General features: G+C 29.7%; 19 protein-coding genes. 9 read left to right on the top strand and 10 right to left on the bottom strand.

Annotation, left to right across the window (positions count from 1 at the left end; translation table 11 throughout):
• Positions 1-14: 14 nt before the first annotated feature.
• Complete coding sequence (locus CLV86_RS07540) at positions 15-1,001, bottom strand: fibronectin type III domain-containing protein (RefSeq protein WP_121051330.1); 987 nt, start codon at positions 999-1,001, stop codon at positions 15-17.
• Positions 1,002-1,101: 100 nt separating this feature from the next.
• Positions 1,102-2,172: a serine hydrolase domain-containing protein gene (locus tag CLV86_RS07535; protein ID WP_121051328.1), complete on the bottom strand. Its 1,071-nt coding sequence runs from the start codon at positions 2,170-2,172 to the stop codon at positions 1,102-1,104.
• A gap of 72 nt (positions 2,173-2,244) precedes the next feature.
• Between CLV86_RS07535 and rimO the strand changes: the two genes are divergently transcribed.
• Entirely contained in the window at positions 2,245-3,552 is a 1,308-nt protein-coding gene (gene rimO / locus CLV86_RS07530; RefSeq protein WP_121051326.1) for a 30S ribosomal protein S12 methylthiotransferase RimO, read from the top strand.
• 12 nt (positions 3,553-3,564) lie between these two features.
• Here rimO and CLV86_RS07525 read toward each other — a convergent pair whose 3' ends face one another.
• Positions 3,565-3,987, bottom strand: coding sequence for a hypothetical protein (locus tag CLV86_RS07525; RefSeq protein ID WP_076733662.1), 423 nt, complete (start codon positions 3,985-3,987; stop codon positions 3,565-3,567).
• Positions 3,988-4,193: 206 nt separating this feature from the next.
• Here CLV86_RS07525 and CLV86_RS07520 point away from each other — a divergent pair, with 206 nt between their 5' ends.
• Positions 4,194-4,748: a thioredoxin family protein gene (locus CLV86_RS07520; protein WP_121051324.1), complete on the top strand. Its 555-nt coding sequence runs from the start codon at positions 4,194-4,196 to the stop codon at positions 4,746-4,748.
• A 53-nt stretch (positions 4,749-4,801) separates the two neighbouring features.
• Complete coding sequence (gene ctlX, locus CLV86_RS07515) at positions 4,802-5,734, top strand: citrulline utilization hydrolase CtlX (protein WP_121051530.1); 933 nt, start codon at positions 4,802-4,804, stop codon at positions 5,732-5,734.
• A gap of 1 nt (position 5,735) precedes the next feature.
• On the opposite strand, the gene CLV86_RS07510 is transcribed toward ctlX, so the two are convergent.
• Positions 5,736-7,808 (bottom strand): tetratricopeptide repeat-containing sensor histidine kinase, encoded by a 2,073-nt coding sequence (locus CLV86_RS07510; RefSeq protein ID WP_121051322.1) that lies wholly within the window; start codon positions 7,806-7,808, stop codon positions 5,736-5,738.
• Positions 7,809-8,165: 357 nt separating this feature from the next.
• Between CLV86_RS07510 and argS the strand changes: the two genes are divergently transcribed.
• Positions 8,166-9,959 (top strand): arginine--tRNA ligase, encoded by a 1,794-nt coding sequence (gene argS / locus CLV86_RS07505; protein ID WP_121051320.1) that lies wholly within the window; start codon positions 8,166-8,168, stop codon positions 9,957-9,959.
• Between the two features lie 100 nt (positions 9,960-10,059).
• A complete protein-coding gene (locus tag CLV86_RS07500) occupies positions 10,060-10,686 on the top strand; it encodes a LysE family transporter (RefSeq protein WP_121051318.1) in 627 nt (208 codons plus the stop codon).
• Between the two features lies 1 nt (position 10,687).
• On the opposite strand, the gene meaB is transcribed toward CLV86_RS07500, so the two are convergent.
• Positions 10,688-11,764 (bottom strand): methylmalonyl Co-A mutase-associated GTPase MeaB, encoded by a 1,077-nt coding sequence (meaB, locus tag CLV86_RS07495; protein WP_121051316.1) that lies wholly within the window; start codon positions 11,762-11,764, stop codon positions 10,688-10,690.
• Positions 11,765-11,884: 120 nt separating this feature from the next.
• Complete coding sequence (locus tag CLV86_RS07490; protein WP_121051314.1) at positions 11,885-12,430, bottom strand: DUF2911 domain-containing protein; 546 nt, start codon at positions 12,428-12,430, stop codon at positions 11,885-11,887.
• A gap of 196 nt (positions 12,431-12,626) precedes the next feature.
• On the opposite strand from CLV86_RS07490, the gene CLV86_RS07485 reads away from it, so the two are divergent.
• Genes CLV86_RS07485 through CLV86_RS07470 form a run of 4 tightly spaced genes read left to right on the top strand, consistent with a single transcriptional unit; the run spans position 12,627 to position 15,979 of the window.
• Positions 12,627-13,169: an RNA polymerase sigma factor gene (locus CLV86_RS07485; RefSeq protein WP_170148521.1), complete on the top strand. Its 543-nt coding sequence runs from the start codon at positions 12,627-12,629 to the stop codon at positions 13,167-13,169.
• Positions 13,162-13,722 carry a hypothetical protein gene (locus CLV86_RS07480; protein ID WP_121051310.1) on the top strand — a complete coding sequence of 187 codons (561 nt, stop codon included), beginning with the start codon at positions 13,162-13,164 and terminating at the stop codon, positions 13,720-13,722. The genes CLV86_RS07485 and CLV86_RS07480 overlap by 8 nt, the downstream gene beginning before the upstream one ends.
• Before the next feature lie 39 nt (positions 13,723-13,761).
• Positions 13,762-15,240 (top strand): hypothetical protein, encoded by a 1,479-nt coding sequence (locus tag CLV86_RS07475; protein WP_121051308.1) that lies wholly within the window; start codon positions 13,762-13,764, stop codon positions 15,238-15,240.
• A 49-nt stretch (positions 15,241-15,289) separates the two neighbouring features.
• The gene (locus CLV86_RS07470) at positions 15,290-15,979 is read left to right on the top strand and encodes a peptidoglycan DD-metalloendopeptidase family protein (protein WP_121051306.1); all 690 of its coding nucleotides are present in this window, start codon (positions 15,290-15,292) and stop codon (positions 15,977-15,979) included.
• A 113-nt stretch (positions 15,980-16,092) separates the two neighbouring features.
• Here CLV86_RS07470 and CLV86_RS07465 read toward each other — a convergent pair whose 3' ends face one another.
• The 4 genes from CLV86_RS07465 to CLV86_RS07450 all read right to left on the bottom strand — a co-directional run bounded on the left by CLV86_RS07465 (position 16,093) and on the right by CLV86_RS07450 (position 21,569).
• Positions 16,093-17,007 carry a hypothetical protein gene (locus tag CLV86_RS07465; RefSeq protein WP_121051304.1) on the bottom strand — a complete coding sequence of 305 codons (915 nt, stop codon included), beginning with the start codon at positions 17,005-17,007 and terminating at the stop codon, positions 16,093-16,095.
• 161 nt (positions 17,008-17,168) lie between these two features.
• The gene (locus CLV86_RS07460; RefSeq protein WP_121051302.1) at positions 17,169-17,576 is read right to left on the bottom strand and encodes a hypothetical protein; all 408 of its coding nucleotides are present in this window, start codon (positions 17,574-17,576) and stop codon (positions 17,169-17,171) included.
• Between the two features lie 170 nt (positions 17,577-17,746).
• A complete protein-coding gene (gene secA, locus CLV86_RS07455; protein WP_121051300.1) occupies positions 17,747-21,103 on the bottom strand; it encodes a preprotein translocase subunit SecA in 3,357 nt (1,118 codons plus the stop codon).
• 244 nt (positions 21,104-21,347) lie between these two features.
• Positions 21,348-21,569, bottom strand: a complete 222-nt coding sequence (locus CLV86_RS07450; RefSeq protein ID WP_034057512.1) for a DUF2795 domain-containing protein — start codon at positions 21,567-21,569, stop codon at positions 21,348-21,350.
• Between the last annotated feature and the right edge of the window lie 128 nt (positions 21,570-21,697).

Raw genomic sequence — 21,697 nt, 5'->3', positions numbered from 1 at the left:
TGTTTAATAAGTTTTTATTGAGCAGTAACCGTTACTGGTCCAACCCAATCACTTAATCCATCTGCTGTACCACAATTAGAGCGTATGTAAAAATCATAAGCTTGACCAGAAGTTACACCATTATAACTTAATCTAACAGGCTGAAAAGATGTAGCTGTTACAATATTAGTATTAAAAGCCGTTCCAACTGGTACTACAGCAATTTCCCAGCTGTTTTGCGAAGCTTCATGATCCCATGAAAAATCAAAGTATTTGCTACCATCAGTATTTGTTCCGGTACCTTGAGAAACAAAATTATATGGATCCACACAATTAGGATTGGCTGGTTCATTTAATGTTGTAATAGTAATTGGTCCAACCCATGCACTGTAACCAGAATTTTCACAAATATTTCTAACGTAAAAGTCGTAAGCAGTACCGGCATTTAAATTTTCAATACGAGTAGAACTTGGATAAATATTATCTGTTACATTTTTTATAGAACCAGAACCTATTGTAAAACCTTGTAAGCCATACTGTATTTGAGAACCATCAAAAGCTCCTTCACTCCATGATAAATCTACATGGTTATGAGTTACAGAATCTGGATAAAATTCTTGAGAAAAACTAGAAGGATCATTACAATAAGGGTTGTCTGCTAATGTTACAAACGAAAAATTAGCCCAATCGCTATAAGTTTGTGTACTGTTGCAAAATACTCTTGTGTAAAAAGTATATTGAGTAGATGGTTGTAAATCTTCAATACTTGTAAACTCATCTGGGACATTTAATTGTGTACCATTACCTTGAGAAAAACCAAACTCACCATACTCAACTTGAAATAAAGCAGCGTTTCCGATTACATTCCAGTTTAGTGTAGCAGTTGTATTAGTTAAATTGTTTACACTTAAATTTATTGGAGATGCACAAGCATTAACAATAGGTAATTCATTAGTGCTATCGTCTTTAGAGCATCCAATAATAAATAAAGACAATGTAAATAATAAAATAATTTTTTTCATAATATAATAACTGTTGGTTTGTTAGTGTGCGAATATATCTAAAGTTATTATAATTTTGAAATAGAAAAAGATCTTTATTGATTATATTTTTATGTGATATTTAGTTAATTATTAAATTAATTTTTTCCCACAATTCGTTATCAAAAGTTGAAAGTGCAAAGTTAGAATCGTCAGCAGCTTCACCCATTCTTATAATTACTAAATCTCTACTAGGAATAATGTATATTTTCTGGTCGTTTTTACCAAGAGCAGCATACATATCATTTGGCGCATTTGGAATTAGTTCTCCATTAAATTCGAATTGACTTTGTGGTAAATGAAAAGAGTTTTTACCATTTAGCCACCATAAATATCCGTAGGATTCATTAATATTTTGAGACGTATTAATTGCATCGTTTATAAAACTTTCCGAAACAATTTGTGTGTCCTCCCATTTTCCATTGTTAGATATCAACAGTCCAAAGCGAGCCATACTTCTAGTGTTACTAAAATACACGTTTAAATCATCTAACATAATCCAAGCTCCAGACATGCCAATTTTATCTTTTAATTTAGTATTAAAATAATTGGTCCATGTTTGGTTACTTGCTTGTGCAACTACATCTTGAAGTTTCACATAAACATTATGGTATGCCCATCTTTGTCCTGCATCTTCAATATATTGTAAATTTTCTGGAGATACAGATTCTCCTAAACTATCATCAAGACCAGAAGTCATGGTAAGTAAATTTTTGCAAGAAATTAAATCTTCCTTTGCTAATGGAGCACTTGTCCAACCTGTGCCTAAATAATTAGAAACTTTATTGTTTATATTAATTAATCCGTCATCTTGTGCAATTCCGGTAAGAGTTGTTGTTAATGTTTTTCCTGCGCTTGCCCAATACCAATTTGTATTTTCAGCATGGCCATTAAAGTAGTGTTCTATTACAATTTTTCCTCTATGTAATACAATAAAACTTTTTGTATTTTTTTCATTTAGGAAATCTAATAACGATTGAACATTGTTTTCGTTCCAGTTTAAATTTGAAATTTCTTTAGTATCCCAAGAAGAAGAATTTAAGGGAGGAAAATACAAATCTGTCTCGTTAGCTGTTGCTTGTGTAGTATTGTTAGTGCTGTTAGAAGAACAACTAAGGATTGTTATTAAAAAAAATATATATAAGTTTTTCATAATATTAAATAAGACAAGCTAAAGATAAAAAGGTTTAATTAAGATTGTATCTTTGCAGTCCAAAATTAAGATATGCGTACTAAATCACTTAAAAAAAACAAAATAAACGTAATAACACTAGGTTGTAGTAAAAATGTTTACGACAGTGAGGTGTTAATGGGACAATTAAAAGCCAACGGTAAAGAGGTTGTACATGAAGAAGAAGGTAATGTTGTAGTAATTAACACATGTGGTTTTATTAATAATGCCAAAGAAGAAAGTGTTAATACTATTCTGGAATACATGAAGAAGAAGGAGGAAGGAGATGTAGATAAAGTTTTTGTTACTGGTTGTCTTTCTGAAAGATATAAACCAGATTTACAAAAAGAAATACCAAACGTAGATCAGTATTTTGGAACTACAGAACTACCAGGGCTTTTAAAAGCTTTAGGAGCCGACTATAAACACGAATTAATTGGTGAACGTTTAACAACAACACCAAAAAATTACGCTTATTTAAAAATTGCCGAAGGTTGCGACAGGCCATGTAGTTTTTGTGCAATTCCTTTAATGCGTGGGAAACACAAAAGTACACCTATTGAAGATTTGGTAACCGAAGCTGAAAAATTAGCAGCAAATGGTGTTAAAGAGTTAATTTTAATAGCTCAAGATTTAACATATTATGGTTTAGATTTATATAAAAAAAGAAACTTAGCAGAGTTACTTGAAAACTTAGTTAAAGTTGAAGGTATCGAGTGGATTAGATTACATTATGCCTTTCCTTCTGGTTTTCCTATGGATGTTCTTGGTGTTATGAATCGAGAACCAAAAATTTGTAATTATTTAGATATCCCTTTACAACATATAAACGACGATATTTTAAAAAGTATGCGTCGTGGAACTACACATAAAAAAACAACTAAATTACTTAAAGAATTTAGAAACGCAGTTCCAGAAATGGCTATTCGTACAACTTTAATTGTTGGATATCCTGGAGAAACACAAGAACAATTTGAGGAATTAAGAGAATGGGTTCGCGAAATGCGTTTTGAACGTTTAGGATGTTTTACTTATTCACACGAAGAAAACACACATGCTTTTAATTTAGAGGATGATGTGCCACAAGAAATAAAACAAGAACGAGCTAACGAAATTATGGAAATTCAGTCTCAAATTTCTTGGGAATTAAATCAAGAAAAAATAGGACAAGAATTTAAAGTGGTTATCGATAGAAAAGAAGGAGAATATTTTGTTGGACGTACCGAATTCGACTCTCCAGATGTAGATAATGAAGTTTTAATTAACGCAACAACAACCTATTTAAAAACTGGAGAATATGCAACTGTAAAAGTTATTGAAGCTGCAGATTTCGATTTATATGCAGAAGTTGTAACTAAATAAAAAAAATAAAAATTATAGCGAAGCTAGAGCACTATAAGCATCTATACTAGAAAAATTACTTTCAGTAGGAAAAACATTATACTCTAATACCTCTACAACTTTTATTAGCTTATCAAATTCTTTTTTCTTGTAAATGTGCTTAAGGTTTTCATCTACTTTAAAATACATTTGAGTTGTATTTGTAACAGGATCTTTGCCAAAGAAAAATAAAATTTCATTTTTCTTTGGTTTAAAATACGTGTAATCTTCAGTAATATTACCTTCTTTTAAATAATAAATTTTAAGATTTATTTTTTTTGCGCTAACATCATTTTGAATGTTTAATTCTTTTGGATGTAATTTGTATCTCGTAACTTTTAGTGAGTTACTGTTGTTGTTTTGTGCAAAAATAATAGAGGTAAATAGAAAACATAGGAGTACAAGGGAATACTTCATTTAAGGGATATCGTTAAGGGTTGCTATTAATCTCTGCTAATTAAATAATAATTGTTGAATTAATCTAATTTTTATTTAAATTTTTAATTAAAAAATTGTCAAAAATAATTTTAGTAGTTTATTTTTTCAATATTTATTTCTAACTAATTATTTATTGTAAGTTATTAACTTTTCAATTAAATTTAAATTCAAAAATTAAAATTTTTATGGCACGAACAGAATCTAATAGTTTCGAAAACGGAACTTTGGCACCAGAATTTTCTTTAGAAGATGTTGTTACAGGCAAAACAATGAATTTGCAACAATTAAAAGGAAAAAATGGAACCGTTATTATGTTTATTTGTAACCACTGTCCTTTTGTTGTTCATGTAAATAAACAGCTAGTTGAAATAGCTAATAATTACTTAAAAAAAGGAATTAGTTTTATTGCAATAAGTAGTAATGATGCTAAAGCATACCCTCAAGATAGACCAGAATTAATGAAACAGGTTGCGGCAAATTTAAAATATCCTTTTCCTTATTTATACGATGAAACACAAGAAGTAGCTAAAGCTTATGATGCCGCTTGTACTCCAGATTTTTATGTATTTAATGCAGACTTAAAAGCAACTTATCATGGCCAATTAGATAACTCTAGACCAGAAAATGGTATTACTGTAAACGGAGAAGATTTAAGAAAAGCTATAGATGCTATTTTAAATAACGAACCGCCTTTAGAGAACCAAAAACCTAGCCTTGGCTGTAATATAAAATGGAAGTAAAAAATGATATTACTTATAGAAATTTAAAGTACTTTTGCGTAAAATTTAAAAAAATGCGCCAAACAACAAACACTATATTAATGATTCGTCCAGTCGCTTTTAGAATGAACGAACAAACAGCAGTAAATAACTATTTTCAGGAAGATATACAGTTAAAAAATGCCGAAATTAATGCAAAAGCACAAGAAGAATTTGATGCGTTTGTAGAAAAATTAACGGCTGTTGGTGTTAATGTAATTGTTGAAGATGACGATATTTTAATGGACACTCCAGATTCTATTTTTCCTAATAATTGGGTGAGTTTTCATGAAAACGGTAACGTAGGTTTGTATCCTATGTTTGCAGAAAATAGAAGGAGAGAACGAAGAGAAGAGGTTTTTGCACGTTTAGAAAAAGAAGGTTTCAAAATTAATGATATAATAGATTACACAACAGCTGAAAATGAAAATGTATTTTTAGAAGGAACTGGAAGTTTATTATTAGATCGTGTAAATGATAAAGCTTATTGCGCGCTTTCTCCAAGAGCAGATGAAGGTTTGTTTATAGAATTTTGTGAGGATTTTGAATATACACCAGTTGTATTTACAGCAAACCAAACAGTAGATGGTAAACGTTTACCTATTTACCATACAAATGTAATGATGTGTTTAGCAGAAACTTTTTCTGTAATTTGTTTAGATAGTATCGATGATAAAAAGGAACGCAAAAACGTTATAAAAAATCTTAAAGCAGACGGAAAAGAAATAATTAATATTACAGAAGAGCAAATGGCTAATTTTGCTGGTAATATGTTACAAGTAAGAGGGAAAGATAATAAGCTTTATTTAGTTATGAGCCAAGCAGCTCATAATTCCCTATCTCAAGCACAAATAAATATTATAGAAAGACATTGTGAAATTTTATCAAGCTCTTTAGAAACTATTGAGACTTGTGGTGGTGGAAGTGCTCGTTGTATGATGGCCGAGGTATTTCTATCAAAGGTGTAGTTCAAGTGTTTATTGGGTTTTCTATTCTAGTTTTAGGTAGTTCTATAAAAAATGTACTACCTATATTTACTTCGCTATCTACCCAAATTCTGCCTTGATTTAGTTCTACTAATTCTCTGCAAATAGTTAACCCTAAACCTGTTCCTTTTTCGTTTTCAGTACCAATAGTTGTAAATGTGTTGTTACCAAATAATTTATGTTGGTTTTCAACAGAAATACCAATACCAGAATCGGCAACACTAATTATAGCATTGCCATTTTCTATTTTATTAGATATTGTAATTGTATCATTTTTTACGCAAAATTTTACAGCATTTGCTAATAGATTTTGAATAATAATTTCTACCATACTTCTATCTGCATACACAAAATCACGCATAGTATTATCTATTAAAATAATACTTTTCTTTTGAGTTTTTTGTTCAATTAATTTAATTTTTTCATGAAACACTTGTTGTATATCAAATAAAGAAGGCTTAGGTTTTAAAGACTGCATTTGCGACTTAGACCAGTTTAATAAATTAAATAATAGAAGTGAAGCATTGTTGGCATTTTCACTTAACTCTGGTAATAAACTATGAAATTCATCTTGCGATAATTGACCATCTTTAAGCAAGTCTATAAAGCCTTTTGTAGAGGTTAGCGAATCTTTTAAATCGTGAGAAACAATAGAGAAAAGCTTATCTTTAACATTATTTATACTTTCTAAATGTTTACTTTGCTCTAAAATTGCCTCATTTTGTAATTCTATTTTTTGGTTTTTAACTTCTAATTCTCGAGTATATTTTGCTCTATTATTTCGTTTTAAAAAGAATAATATAAAGAATACTAATACTACTGCAAAAGCTGCTAAAACAGCGTAGAATATAAGCTTTAAACGATCGAGCTTTTGCTTACTATCTACATCTTGGGTTTCTATAGGAACGATAGTTTGTGCTTGTAAAATAGTATCGTTTTCAGCCTCATTATTAGTAGCTTCATCTAAAACTATTTCCTCAAAATTTGTTTTTTCGGCATCAAGACTAGATTTAATTTTAAAATATTCTCTTTGCCAACCAAAAGCACTTTCAAATCTACCTTTTGTAGAATCCAACGTTTTCATAAGTTTGTAGTTTTTTAATAACTCTAACTTATTATTTTGTTGTCTTCCTAAATTTCCAGCTTCAAGAAACTGTTGCTCAGCTATTTTGTAATTTTTCTTAATTAAATTTAATTCGCCTAAATTATTTAAGGTTTTTAAAATGCCACTTTCATTTTTTAATTCCCTGTTTAGTTTTATACTTTCAACTAAATAATCTCCAGCAGTTTTTAAATCTTCACTTTTTAAATATGCACCTCCTAAATCTGCAAGTATATTTGCTTTTAATTCATTGTCATTAGACTCAATGTAATTAAGAGCATTTTCATAATAGCGTATAGTTCTTTTATAGTCGTTTTTTTCTAGATATAACTTAGCTAAATCTACATTGTTTTCAATAATTCCGTCAACATTATTTATACGTTCTTGTACCTCTAGACTCTGTAAATAGTAATCAATTGCTTTTTCTGTAACATGAGTTTTGTTGTAAGCTTTAGCAATGCTTTTATAAGCAATTGCTAAATCTTCAAATAATGCTCTTTTTTCAAGTTCATTAATACCATCGTGAGCATATTTTAAGCCTTTTTTGTAATTACCACGTTCAATTTCTAAAACGCCCAATTGGTTTTTTACTTTAGCTAAAGCCAGTGTGTCTTGTAATGTTTCAAATATTTGTTTTGCTTTATGGAATTCGCTAGATGCATTAATATAATCGTCTTTACTATTATAAATTAACGCTTTGTAATACGTAATATCAGCAAGACCTTTTTGGTAATTTAAATTTTCAGATAGCATTTGCGCGCCTTTAATATATTTTAAAGCGCTATCATAATCTTTACTTTTATAAAGTAAATTTATAATTTTTAAAGACGTTTTTACTTTTGTAGTATCTGGATTTTGAAAAGTTAACTCTATACGTAAGCTTTCTAGCTCTTCTTCTTGCGAAAAACTTGAAAACGAAAACAAAATAAAAAAGAGAACAATTAGTCTTCTCATAATACCTGCGGCAAAGCAACAAAAGTTAACTAAGAGTTTTTATGCCTTTTGTATGTGCTGTTTACAAAATGCATAAACAGTTGTTAATAGTTAGTTATTAATTCTTTAATATTAAAGTAATATTGTGTCTCAAAAGTTGCAAAAAGCTTCTAGTTATACTAATTTATTGGTTTTAAAGTCAAAATATTAGTTGAAATGATTGTGCTAAATTCGTATAATGTAATATACCGATAAATAGAGAAAGCTATATAAAATCATTCGGTTTTTTTTAAATAATGTTTCATCTATTTTTGGGTTGCTATATCTAATAATTTATATCAATTAATACTATATTTGTTGCTTTAAAAATTAAACAAAATGAACCTTCAAGCAACATTAACAAGAGTAGTAAAACAAGCTGTACATTCTATATTTAACGCTAATTTAGAAAGTGTAGAATTTCAAGCAACACGTAAAGAATTTGCAGGCGATATTACAATAGTAGTATTTCCTATGCTACGAGTAGTTAAAGGTAATCCTGTAAAGATTGGAGAATCTATAGGAGAGTATCTAGTTGAAAATGTTGAAGAAGTAAAAGCATATAATGTCGTTAAAGGTTTTTTAAATGTTGAGATAGTAGATGCATATTATGTTGATTTTTTTAATACAATAAAAGATAATAACTCCTTTGGCTTTACATCTCCTAAAAAAGATGAAAAAGCAATAATGGTAGAATATTCTTCGCCAAATACTAACAAACCGTTGCATTTAGGTCATATTCGTAATAATTTATTAGGATATAGTGTAGCCGAAATAATTAAAGCTTCAGGAAAGAATGTATATAAAACACAGATTATAAACGATCGTGGTATTCATATATGCAAAAGTATGCTAGCTTGGCAACGTTTTGGAGAAGGTGAGACACCAGAATCAACAGGTTTAAAAGGCGATAAATTAGTTGGTAATTACTACGTAAAATTCGATAAGGAATATAAAAAAGAAATAGAGGCTTTAATTGCTGAAGGTAAAACCAATGAAGAGGCAAAAAAACAAGCTCCTATATTAATAGAAGCTCAACAAATGCTTCAAAAATGGGAGTCTGGAGATAAAGATGTTGTTGCTCTTTGGGAAAAAATGAATCAATGGGTTTACGATGGATTTAGTATTACCTATAAAAATCTTGGAGTAGATTTCGATAAATTATATTACGAAAGTGAAACCTATTTATTAGGAAAAGAATTTGTAGATGAAGGTTTAAAAACCGGAGTTTTTTATAAAAAAGAAGATGGGTCTGTATGGTGTGACTTAACAGAAGATGGACTTGACGAAAAAATAGTATTACGAAGTGATGGTACAGCGGTATACATGACGCAAGATATTGGTACAGCTATACAGCGAATAAAAGATTTTCCAGATGTAGGTGGTATGGTTTATACCGTAGGAAACGAGCAAGATTACCATTTTCAAGTGTTGTTTTTAATCTTAAAGAAATTAGGATTCGATTGGGCTAAAAACCTATATCACTTAAGTTATGGTATGGTAGATTTACCTAGCGGAAAAATGAAGAGTAGAGAAGGAACTGTTGTAGATGCAGACGATCTAATTACAGATATGGCAAGTACAGCACAAGAAATCTCAGAAGATTTAGGTAAACTAGATGGATATAGTGATGAAGAAAAAGCAAACCTGTATAAAACCATTGGTTTAGGTGCTTTAAAATATTATATTTTAAAAGTAGATCCTAAAAAACGTATTCTTTTCGATCCAAAAGAGTCTATAGATTTTCAAGGAAATACAGGACCATTTATACAGTATACTTACGCTAGAATACAATCTATTTTACGTAAGGCAGAGGCAACTAATGGAGTTTCTTCAAGTGAAATTGAAAAAACCTTTGCTTTACAGGATAAAGAAAAGGCAGTACTTAAACAACTACAACTTTTTCCAGAGGTAATACAAAATGCAGCGCAAAACCACAGTCCTGCTTTAATTGCAAATTATATTTACGAATTAGTAAAGGAATATAATTCGTTTTTTCAAAATTTACCTATAGTAATGGGTAACGATGATAAAGCATCTGTAGTATTTAGAGTGCAATTATCTAAAACGGTAGGAAATACAATTAAAAACGCTTTTAAGTTATTAGGTATTAGTGTTCCAGAAAGAATGTAGATTTATAAATGTTTAGTTTAGTTTTTTTGAGTTAAACTAATAGTATAACAAAGCAACGTATTAATTGTTTAAGTTGTTAATTTGTGGCTAAAAATTAATAATGGTTTTTATTACTTGCTTATTTTTTGGATTTATAATTGCGGCTTCTGGTAGTATTGTACCAAGTTTTTTAAATCTTACAGTTGTTAAATTTAGTTTAAAGAGTGGAGTTAAATCTGCTTTATATCTAATAGGCGGTTATGCAACGGTACTATTTTTTCAAGCTAATATTGGTGCATATTTATCTAATATTTTAATGGAAAATTCCCAGTACATTACTATAATACAAAAAATAGGCACTGGTATTTTAATTTTATTATCAATTAACTTTTTTAGATTACACTATACCATAAAGAAAAAAGTAAAAAAAGAAGAAATTGATAAATCTAAAGCCTATTTGCACGGTATAGGTATGTCGCTTTTAAATACTACAGCAATACCATTCTATTTTACATCTATTTCGTTTTTAATAGGATTAGATTATTTTGAGTATTCTTTTATAAATAGCTTGTTTTTTTCAATTGGTTCTACGGCAGGTTCCTTTTCTTTATATGCTTTGTATGCTACTGTAGCTTATAAAATAGAACATAAACTTACTTATATAGCAACTAAAATGGACTTTATTTTAGGTTGTTTAACTGGAACCATAGGTATTGGTAACATAGTTTATATGTTGTTTTTTAACTAAACTAAGTTTTTAATCCTAATAAATATTCTGCAGCAACAAAAGGAGTGGTTTTATTGTTTTCAATAAGTTCAAGTTGTTGTTCTAGTTCTTTTTTAATCTTAGAGTTAGTAAAAAAGTCGTTTTTAAGTTGCTCTTCAATAGTCTGAATTAACCAAAATTTATTTTGCTGGTTTCGTTTAGAATAAAAATAGTTGTTATCGATAGTTAGTTTTTTATACTCTAAAATCATAGAGTAAATGGCTTCAATGCCTTCATTTTCAATGGCACTACAAGTCATAACTTTTGGTTGCCAATTAGAAGTTTTTACAGGATATAAATGTAGAGCACGGTTAAATTCAACTTTAGCTAATTTTGCTTGCTTTAAATTCTTACCATCTGCTTTGTTAATAGCAATAGCATCTGCCATTTCAATTATACCACGTTTTATACCTTGTAATTCGTCTCCAGCACCAGCAAGTTTTAATAATAAAAAGAAATCTACCATACTATGTACAGCGGTTTCACTTTGTCCAACACCAACAGTTTCAATTATAATAGTATTAAAGCCTGCGGCTTCGCACAAAATTATAGATTCTCTCGTTTTTCTTGCCACACCTCCTAGCGAAGTACCAGAAGGACTAGGACGAATAAAAGCATTTTTATCTTTCACCAAATCTTCCATTCGTGTTTTATCACCTAGAATGCTTCCTTTAGTTATCGAGCTACTAGGATCTACTGCTAAAACCGCTACTTTTTTACCAATATTAGTTAAATAACTTCCAAAGGATTCAATAAAAGTGCTTTTACCTACACCAGGAACTCCAGTAATTCCAATTCTAATAGATTTATTTGCATGTGGTAAACACGCTTTTATAATAGCATTAGCTTGCTCTAAGTGTTCACTATTTTTACTTTCAACTAATGTAATTGCTTGACTTAAGGCTGTAATATTTCCATTTAATATGGCTTTAACTAAATCTGAGGTAGATTTTTTTTGTCGTCTCTTTTCTTTAATTTTAGAAATAGCAGCAATGCTGGTTGTTTCTGGAGCAGAAATTCCATCATTCTCTTTTAATGCAGATTTTTTAAATTTAGCCACGAATTTATTAATGTTAATGTAAAAATACTAAAAAGCTCTCGACTGGAGTATGTTGATAAAAAGTATTGTTTAATAGCTTAACATCTTTGCTAATTTAAAAGTAAGACTGTTTGCAAAATACTATTTTAATGGTACAACAACTTTAGCTTTGTCCCAAGCCATAGTTAAAGATAAATTATCTGTAGAGTTATCAAAAGCAATGGTAAACTGTTCTACAGGATTTTCTAAATGTTGAACAGGAGTGGTATAAGTAATAACATCAAATTCTGGAATACGCATAGGTTTCATAGTCTCATCGACTCCCCATTTATATTGTTTAGTATTAAACATTACTTGCCAAGCAGTATCGTTTGGGATTGTCCATAATGTATATTTACCTTTAGGTAAAGAGTTATTACCAATTTTTAAAGCCTTATTAGTTTCAAACGTAGTAGCCTCGTTTGCTCCTGTTCTCCATACTTCGTTAAAAGGAACTAAAGCACCAAAAACTTCACGATTTCTTTTAGATGGCCTATTATAGAATACTTCTAATTTTAAATCGTCAACAGCAAACACTACTGTTTTTTTTGGACTCTTTCTTTCTTCAAAAATACCAGTTTTAGTAAAATAGAAATACCCAAGTATTCCAAAAATAACGATTAATAAAAAAACGATAAATCGTTTCATAGGGACTTTTTATTTAGATTAATTAAGATGATAAAGATACTGTAAAACTGAAGGCTGGTCAATATCTTAACGCTATTTTAATAATATTTGTTGCTATATTTATAAAAAAAAAAATAAACTTTTTTGCAACATCCCAAAAATTGTATCGTCTTTATAATGAGTTCGAAATAAACTAACCAAAAACCAATAAGTGAAAATCGTTCAATCAAGTATTATTGATTTATGTAAACAAAACAATCGCAAAGCGCAATTGCAATTGTACAACCAGTATTGCGATGGTATGTACTGCGTGGCTAAACGTTTTGTTAATCATACAGCAGAGGCAGAAGATATTGTACAAGAGTCTTTTATAAAAGCCTTCTCAAAACTGCAGCAGTTTAAAGGCGATGTAACTTTTGGAGCTTGGTTAAAACGAATTGTTATTAATAAAAGTATCGATTATCTCAAACTAAAAAAGCAGCGTTTAGTTGAGCTTGAAGACGTTCATTTAAAAGTAATCGATAACTCCAATAATAACAATTGGATTGTAGAAGATGCTACAAGTCTAGACGACATAAAAAAGGCAATTAATATGTTACCGGATAAGTACAAATTTGTTGTTATGTTGTTTTTAATTGAAGGTTATGATCACGAAGAAATTTCCGAAATATTAAATATAACGCAAGTAGCATCACGAACACAATTGTCTAGAGGAAGAGTTAAATTACAAGAATTACTAAAACATAAAAATTATGGCTAAAGATATTAGAGACATGTTTAAAGCAGATAATAGACTGCAAAACGATAGTATGCCAAACGGTCATGAAGCAAGATTTTTAAGCAAGCTAGAAACTGCAATGCCAGAAAAGAAAACTAAAAAAATAAACTGGTTGTCTATTGCTGCTAGTGTTATTGTACTTTTAGGTTTAAGTTTTGGAGCGATTCAGTTTTTTAATTCTCAAAACCCTCAAAATACAACTGTTGTAGAAGTAGACCCAATAGAAACAAAAACAATTGGTGATATATCTCCAGATTTAAAAAAAGTTGAAGATTATTACCTGGCTAATATTAATTTAGAATTATCTAAAGTAAAACTAACACCAGAAAACAAAGATTTATTCGATGGTTACATAAAGCGATTAGACGAGCTTAAAGCAGAATATAACAGGCTAAACGTGGAATTAACAAAACAAGGTCCAGATGAGTTAACTGTAGATGCTCTTATTAGTAACTTAAAGTTAAGGTTAAACCTAATGCATCGTTTAAAAGAACAATTAAAAGACTTGAATTCGGTTAATGAAAATCAAATTTAAATTATATACTAAAACCATTAGTATTAAAAAACTAAAAAAATGAAACTAAAATATATATACTTAACATTACTTTTTTTGTTAGTTACTAGTGCAGCTTTTGCTCAAAATACACTACAAAAAAATAAAAAAACTATAAAGGTTAATAAAAACGCTATAATAAATTTAGAATCCAGTCATACCAACATAGAGGTAGATACTTGGAGTAAAGATTATGTAGAAATTGTAGCCTATATAGAAAGTAAAAAACACAGTAAAGAAGATCTTAAAAAAGTTTTAGACGCTTGGGATTTAGAAATAAACGGCAACCAAAACGAAGTAACAATTCGTTCTAAAGGCTCGCAAGGTTTATGGTCTAAAGAAATTAGTTTAAATATTTTAGATGAAGAATCTATAGAGGCTCTATCTAACTTAAAAATCGATTTAAATTTAGAACCATTATTAGATGGTTTAAGCAATTTAGAATCTTTAAAAAACTTACCAGAAGCCTTAAGTGTGTTGCGTATACCCAAATCTCCAGACGGAAATTATAATCTTGATTTCGATTTCGATAAATACCAGGATGAAGGAGAAGCATATTTAGATTCTTGGAGTAAAAAATACAGAAAAGAATATGGTGAAGAATACGAACAAGAAATGCGTGAATGGGCAAAAAGTATTAAACAATCAGATTTAGATCAATTTGAAAAGGAGATGGAAGATTGGGGAGAAAACTTCGGAAAAGAGTTTGAAAAGGCTTTTGAGGATGGTTTTGGTAAAGATTTCGAAAAGAAAATGGAAGCTTGGGGAGAAAACTTTGGTAAACAATTTGAAGAAAAATTTGCTCCAGCAATGGAAAAATGGGGAGAAGAATTTGGAAAAGCTTTCGAAGAAAAAATGGAAGAAGCCTTTGGCGATTCAAAATCTAAAAATCTATTTGATGATGTCTCTAAAAAAACATTAGATGTTATTAAAACCATAAAAATTAAAATGCCCAAAAAAGCAAAATTAAACCTCAATGTTAAACATGGAGAGCTTAAAATGGCATCTGTAATTAGTGATCCAAAAATCACTGTTTCTCATGGTAAATTTTTAGCAAATAATATTAATGGAAGCAATGCTTCCATTAATATTTCTTATGCTAATGCGTCTATAGAATCTTGGAATGAAGGTGCTTTAAAACTAAACTATGTGTCTAAAGCAAAAATAAATAACGCTAAAGATTTAATTTTAAATGCTGTGTCGTCTAATATAGATGTTAAGAATTTAAGTGGAAACTCACTTATAGATGGTAGTTTTGGCGATTTGTATGTTGATAATATTTTAGAAGACTTTAATAATCTTAACATCGTTTTAGAAAATAGCGATGCACTTTTAAACCTGCCAAAAACTATAGATTATAACTTATATTTTAAAGGCAATCATTCAAAATTTAATAAACAACAAACAAATAATAAAACAGTTAAGCATAATCCTAACAATAGTAATAGCAGTAAAACTATTGTAATAAATGCAAAGTATAGTAACGTTATTGCCGAATAAATTTTATTTTTGAATTTATAATAGATTGCACGTTTGTGCGGAATTAATAATGAATTCAAAAAAAATAAAAACCATTTTTAGAGAACTAGCTTTAGAAAACATATTTGTTATCGATGCTAGTATACCTAAAAACCTTTATACTTCCATAGATTTATCTGAAACTAATAACGCACTTCAAAGTTTCGATAATTCGTCTTCCACAGCTTGGGAAATTTATATTACCAACTACTTAAGACTTAAAAATAAAAAAGTTGCCTTTGGAGGTTACTTAGAGAAACGCAATATTTATAATCGTAGCTCTTATTTTAATAATCAAAATCCAGAAACCGAACGTAATATCCATATAGGTTTAGATTTATGGGTAGAGGCAGAAACACCTGTTTTATCTGCTTTTAATGGAGAAATACATAGCTATAAAGATAACACCAATTTTGGAGACTATGGTCCAACCATTATTCTGCAACATGAGTTAAACGGTTTTGTATTTTATACACTTTATGGGCATTTATCTCGCGAATCTTTAATAGGTTTAAAAGTAGGAGCAAAGGTTAGACAAGGTGATGTTATAGCAAAATTAGGAGACGCTGAGGTTAATGGAGATTATGCACCACATTTACATTTTCAAATAATAATAGATTTACAAGATAATGAAGGTGACTATCCTGGTGTTTGCTCTTTAAAGGATTTAGATTTTTATAAAGAGAATACTATTAATCCTGAAATTGTTTTAGGATTGTGATTTTATAAATTTTTTAATTTGTTCAGTTTAATCAAAGTTTTAAATATGCGTTTTAAAGTTTAAATAGAATTGAGAAACGTTCTATAAAATTTAGTTATACATATTTATCTTTTTTAAGCAACTTTTCCATTTTTAACTCGAAGAATTTTAAAAATTTCAATCCAATATTTTCCATTGTTTGCTTTTTTATTATTTTTTCTTACTAAATCGCCAACTGAATAGCCATAAGAAGTTTTTTGCCAAACCTCAATTTTTCTTTTTTTAATTAATGTTTTCCTATATGAAATATGAAATCTTTTTTCAATAGTATTATCTAAAATTTCTATACCTATAATATATTTAATTTTATATCGTCCATTTATTACTTCTTTGTTGGATGAAACAATTGTATCTCCAATACTTATTTCTTTCCATTTTTGTTTTATAATTATTTCATTATCATAAATCTTATATTTTTTTTTTATGAAAATGTTTGAAATTTTTCCGTTAATTAACTCATAATAATAGTACTTGGTTTCAATTAGTTTTTTTTTTGATATTTCACCTCCAATTAAAACTGTATTTCCTTTAATTATTCCTTTTTGGTTTGGTTTTCTAATTATTTCTGCCTTTGTATTATCAATTAATGTTATTTGTTTAATATTCAAATCTTTTTTTCTTGAATTCTCTATATATATTAAAAACTCATTTTTAGAAAATTTTGAGTTATCATAAAAAGCAAAAAAAGTTGAATCATCTGAATCTTTTTTCAATAACAAAATATCATTAAAAATAAAACTTTGATTTAGTAATATTTTTTTATTAGAGAATTCAATTATTAAATATTCATTTAAGAATTCATAACTACCATCTACAATATTTCCATTAATGGATAAGGTTAAAACCCTATTTTTTCGAAAAAACCATTTTTCGTCGAAACCGTTGGGTGATATTCGGATCCAAGTTTTGTCTTGAAGAAAAGCGATATTATTCAATTTTCTATCTAAAGATTTAACTTTTCTAAACAAAAACTTTAAATATTCAAGCATTATTTTTGTTATTTATTTCTAAATTCATCTGTTTACGCATAATATTTAATTAATATAAAATCATTTTAATACTGAAACAACTTTAGCATAAGTGTTATATATTATACGATAATTGGATTTATCTTAATTTTCTTATTAAAGTCAAGTTGTAATTATAATAATTAATTAAAAACATTGCGTTGCGCAGCAGTTTTACCAAAATAAAAGCCAGCAAAAACAGCTACAATTTCAGCTAATATAAACCATGTTTCTTTAGGTAGTCCAAACGTAACTAAAGCAGTTGCTATAATCATTATTCCTGCAACTATATATGCGGGAACCATACTTGTTTTAGAAATTAAGCCTGCTACAAACATGCCAACCACAATACCCATAAAATGTCCTAAAGCAACAAATATCTTTGCGCCAATAGGTATGCTAGCCATGTTATTTTTTATCCATTCCATATCGCTTGGGTTTGCACCTTCGGGTAGTGGGAAAAGGTTGTGGCCAAGAACGCTTTCAAAAAGATGAACAGTTACTCCGGCAACTATAAAACCTACAATTGTTGCTAATATGTTTCTAAGCATAATGTTTTTTGTTTGTATAATAAAATTACAAAATATTATTTAATTTGTATTGGTAATAAGGTTGAATTACTGCTGTATAAAAAATCCCGAAGTAATTAACTTCGGGACTTTTTATTTAAATCCATATGGATTTTATATTTAGTATGTAATCGTAAAAGAAATACAGTTTGTTATTCGTTAACTAAAACCCATTCGCCTTTAGCAATTAAAGGTTCGGCTTGTTTATATTTAACTGTTTTGTTTTCACCACTCATAACATGCTTAATAGTAACACGATCATTACGTCCAATTTTTGGTTGGTCGCGCACAATAGTTTCTACTACTTGTTGCTGTTGTTGTGTGTTTCCTGCTTGTCTATTTTGAGCAGAGCGCTCATCTAGATTAGGAATTTCTTCTTTTTGTGTTTGTAAATTTTCTTTCTTTTTTACTTCTCTAGCTTCACTAATAGCGTTTGTATTTTCGCTTGGTAATTCGCCTTTAAATAAGAAAGAAATAACATCTTTATTAACCTGATCAATCATGACCTTAAAAAGTTCGAATGCCTCAAACTTATAAATTAATAATGGATCTTTTTGTTCATGTACAGCTAATTGTACAGATTGCTTTAACTCATCCATTTTACGTAAATGTGTTTTCCAAGCATCGTCAATAATAGCAAGTGTAATATTTTTTTCGAAATCTGTAACTAATTCTTTTCCTTGAGACTCGTATGCGCGTTCTAAGTCTGTTACAACTTGTAACGTTTTTGTACCATCTGAAAACGGTACAACAATACGTTTGTATTTATCGCCTTGTGTTTCGTAAACATCTTTAATTACTGGAAAAGCAACTTCTGCATTACGAGCCATTTTTGTTTTGTAATGCTCAAAAGCAGCATTGTAAATACGTTTTGCTAATTCTGTTGCAGAGAATTTATTAAACTCGTCTTCTGTAACAGGAGATGCCATTGAGAAATAACGAATTAATTCGAATTCGAAATTTTTAAAATCGTTAGCACCTTTATTAGTTTCTGCAATACCTTCAGACGTGTCAAAAATCATGTTTGCTAAATCTACACGTAAACGTTCTCCATTTAAGGCATTAAAACGACGTTTGTAAACAACCTCACGTTGCGAGTTCATAACATCATCATATTCTAATAAACGCTTACGAACACCAAAGTTATTTTCTTCAACTTTTTTCTGTGCACGTTCAATAGATTTAGAAATCATAGAATGCTGAATAACTTCACCTTCCTGTAATCCCATTTTATCCATCATTTTGGCAATACGTTCGCTACCAAAAAGACGCATTAAATTATCTTCAAGAGAAACATAAAACTGAGAGCTTCCTGGATCTCCTTGACGACCAGCACGACCACGTAACTGTCTATCTACACGACGAGAATCGTGACGTTCTGTACCAACAATGGCTAATCCACCTGCGGCTTTTACCTCGTCACTTAATTTAATATCTGTACCACGACCTGCCATGTTTGTTGCAATAGTTACCTGTCCAGCATTTCCTGCTTGTGCTACAATATCTGCTTCTTTTTTGTGCTGCTTTGCATTTAATACGTTGTGATTAATTTTACGAATACTAAGCATTTTACCAAGCAACTCTGAAATTTCAACATTGGTTGTACCAATTAAAACTGGTCTTCCTGCTTGAGATAGGCTTGTTACTTCGTCAATAACTGCGTTGTATTTTTCACGTTTAGTTTTATATACTAAATCTTCTTTATCTTTTCTGGCAATTGGTCTGTTAGTAGGAATTTCTACAACATCTAATTTGTAGATTTCCCAAAGTTCTCCAGCTTCTGTTACCGCAGTACCTGTCATACCAGACAGTTTACGATACATTCTAAAGTAATTTTGAAGCGTTACTGTTGCAAATGTTTGTGTAGCATCTTCAATTTTTACATTTTCTTTTGCTTCAATCGCTTGGTGTAAACCATCGCTATAACGACGACCATCCATAATACGACCTGTTTGTTCATCTACAATCATTACTTTATTATCCATAACAACGTATTGGTTGTCTTTTTCAAATAAAGCGTATGCTTTTAATAACTGATTTAAAGTATGAATACGTTCAGATTTTATTCCAAACTCTCTAAAAAGATCTTCTTTCTCGTTAGCTTCCTCTTCTGTAGATAATCCTTTTGCTTCAATTTTAGCAATCTCAATTCCAATTTCTGGCATGATAAAGAAATCTGGATTGTCTTTACCAGATATGTATTCTACTCCTTTATCGGTTAATTCAATTTGATTATTCTTTTCTTCAATTACGTAGTATAGAGCTTCGTCAACCTTTGGCATTTCACGGTTGTTATCTGCCATGTATTGGTTTTCTGTTTTTTGAAGAATTTGTTTAACACCTTCTTCACTTAAAAACTTAATTAAGGCTTTGTTTTTTGGTATACCTCTGTATACGCGTAGTAATTGAAAACCACCTTCTTTAGTATCACCTTCTGCAATTAGCTTTTTAGCTTCAACTAAGGTTTGTGTTAATTGTTTACGCTGTACTGAAACAATATCTTCTACTTTTGGTTTTAATGCATCAAATTCGTGTTGATCTCCTTTTGGTATTGGGCCAGAAATAATTAAAGGTGTTCTGGCATCATCTACTAATACAGAATCTACCTCATCCACAATGGCGAAGTGATGTGGACGTTGTACTAAGTCGTTTGGCGAGTTTGCCATGTTATCACGAAGGTAGTCGAAACCAAATTCGTTATTTGTACCATATGTAATATCTGCATTATAAGCTTTTCTACGACCATCACTATTTGGTCTATGATAATCGATACAGTCTATTGTCATGCCATGGAATTGAAAAATTGGTGCCATCCATGCCATATCTCGTTTTGCTAAGTAGTCGTTTACGGTTACTAAATGCACACCTTTTTGTGCTAAAGCATTTAAGTATACTGGTAAAGTTGCTACTAATGTTTTTCCTTCTCCTGTTTGCATTTCTGCAATTTTTCCTTGGTGCATAGCAATACCACCTATAAGTTGCACGTCGTAATGGATCATGTCCCAAGTAATGGCTTTACCTACGGCATCCCAAGAGTTTGACCATGTTGCTTTATCACCATCTAAAGTTACATAATCTCCCATTCCAGAAACTTCTCTATCAAAAGCATTAGCGGTAACTGTAATCTCGCTATTGTTTGTAAAACGTTTTGCGGTTTCTTTTACAACAGCAAAAGCTTCTGGTAAAATATCGTTTAATGTTTTTTCTACTGCTAGGTAAGATTCGTCTTCAATTTTATCAATTTCTTGGTAAATGTCTTCACGTCTATCTATATCTTCAGTAGCTTCAGCTTCTGTTCTAAGCGCTTCTTTACGTTCGTTAAAAGGTTTGCGTGTTTCGGCAATAATAGCTTTAAATTCTACTGTTTTAGCCCTTAAATCGTCGTGAGATAAAGCTTCTAAAGTACTTTCAAAGGATTTAATTTTATCTACTAAAGGTAATATAGCTTTTACATCTTGTTTGGATTTATCTCCAACAAATAGCTTTAGTACGGAATCTAAAAAACTCATAGTTTTATATTTTATATTTTGGTTGTTTTATTTTTAAGAAAAAACAAAACATTGTTTTTGTTATTATTTGTGATATTCTTTTTTGAAATTAAGAATAACACAGTTGTTATTTTTACCTTTTTTTAAAAAGGGCTTAAATATACGTTTTTAGCTATGGTTAGCTAAATTTTAAAGCACAAAAAAAGCCTCTAATAGAGACTTTTTTCTTTAATTTTTATTGAATATGATTTAATCTAATCATATTTTAATACTCGTCCTCATTCCAGAGGTAGTCTTCGTCTGTTGGGTAGTCCGGCCAGATTTCTTCGATAGAATCGTAAGAATCTCCTTCATCTTCAATTGCTTGTAAATTTTCAGTAACTTCTAAAGGCGCTCCGGTTCTAATAGCGTAATCGATAAGTTCGTCTTTAGTTGCTGGCCAAGGCGCATCACTTAAATGAGATGCTAATTCTAATGTCCAATACATTTCTTAATGGTTTTATTTTTTGCAAAAATAAATTTTTAGTTTAAATAGTCAAGAAAAAAGTGAATTATTTTTCAGTAATAAAAAAGAACGTCATTTTTCACTGAAACTATTTGAACCTAAATATTTTG

The sequence above is a fragment of the Lacinutrix venerupis genome (assembly GCF_003663945.1).
GTDB classification, from domain to species: domain Bacteria; phylum Bacteroidota; class Bacteroidia; order Flavobacteriales; family Flavobacteriaceae; genus Lacinutrix; species Lacinutrix venerupis.
The sequence above is the reverse complement of the archived record's forward strand: the minus strand, read 5'-3'. Positions and strand labels throughout refer to the sequence as shown.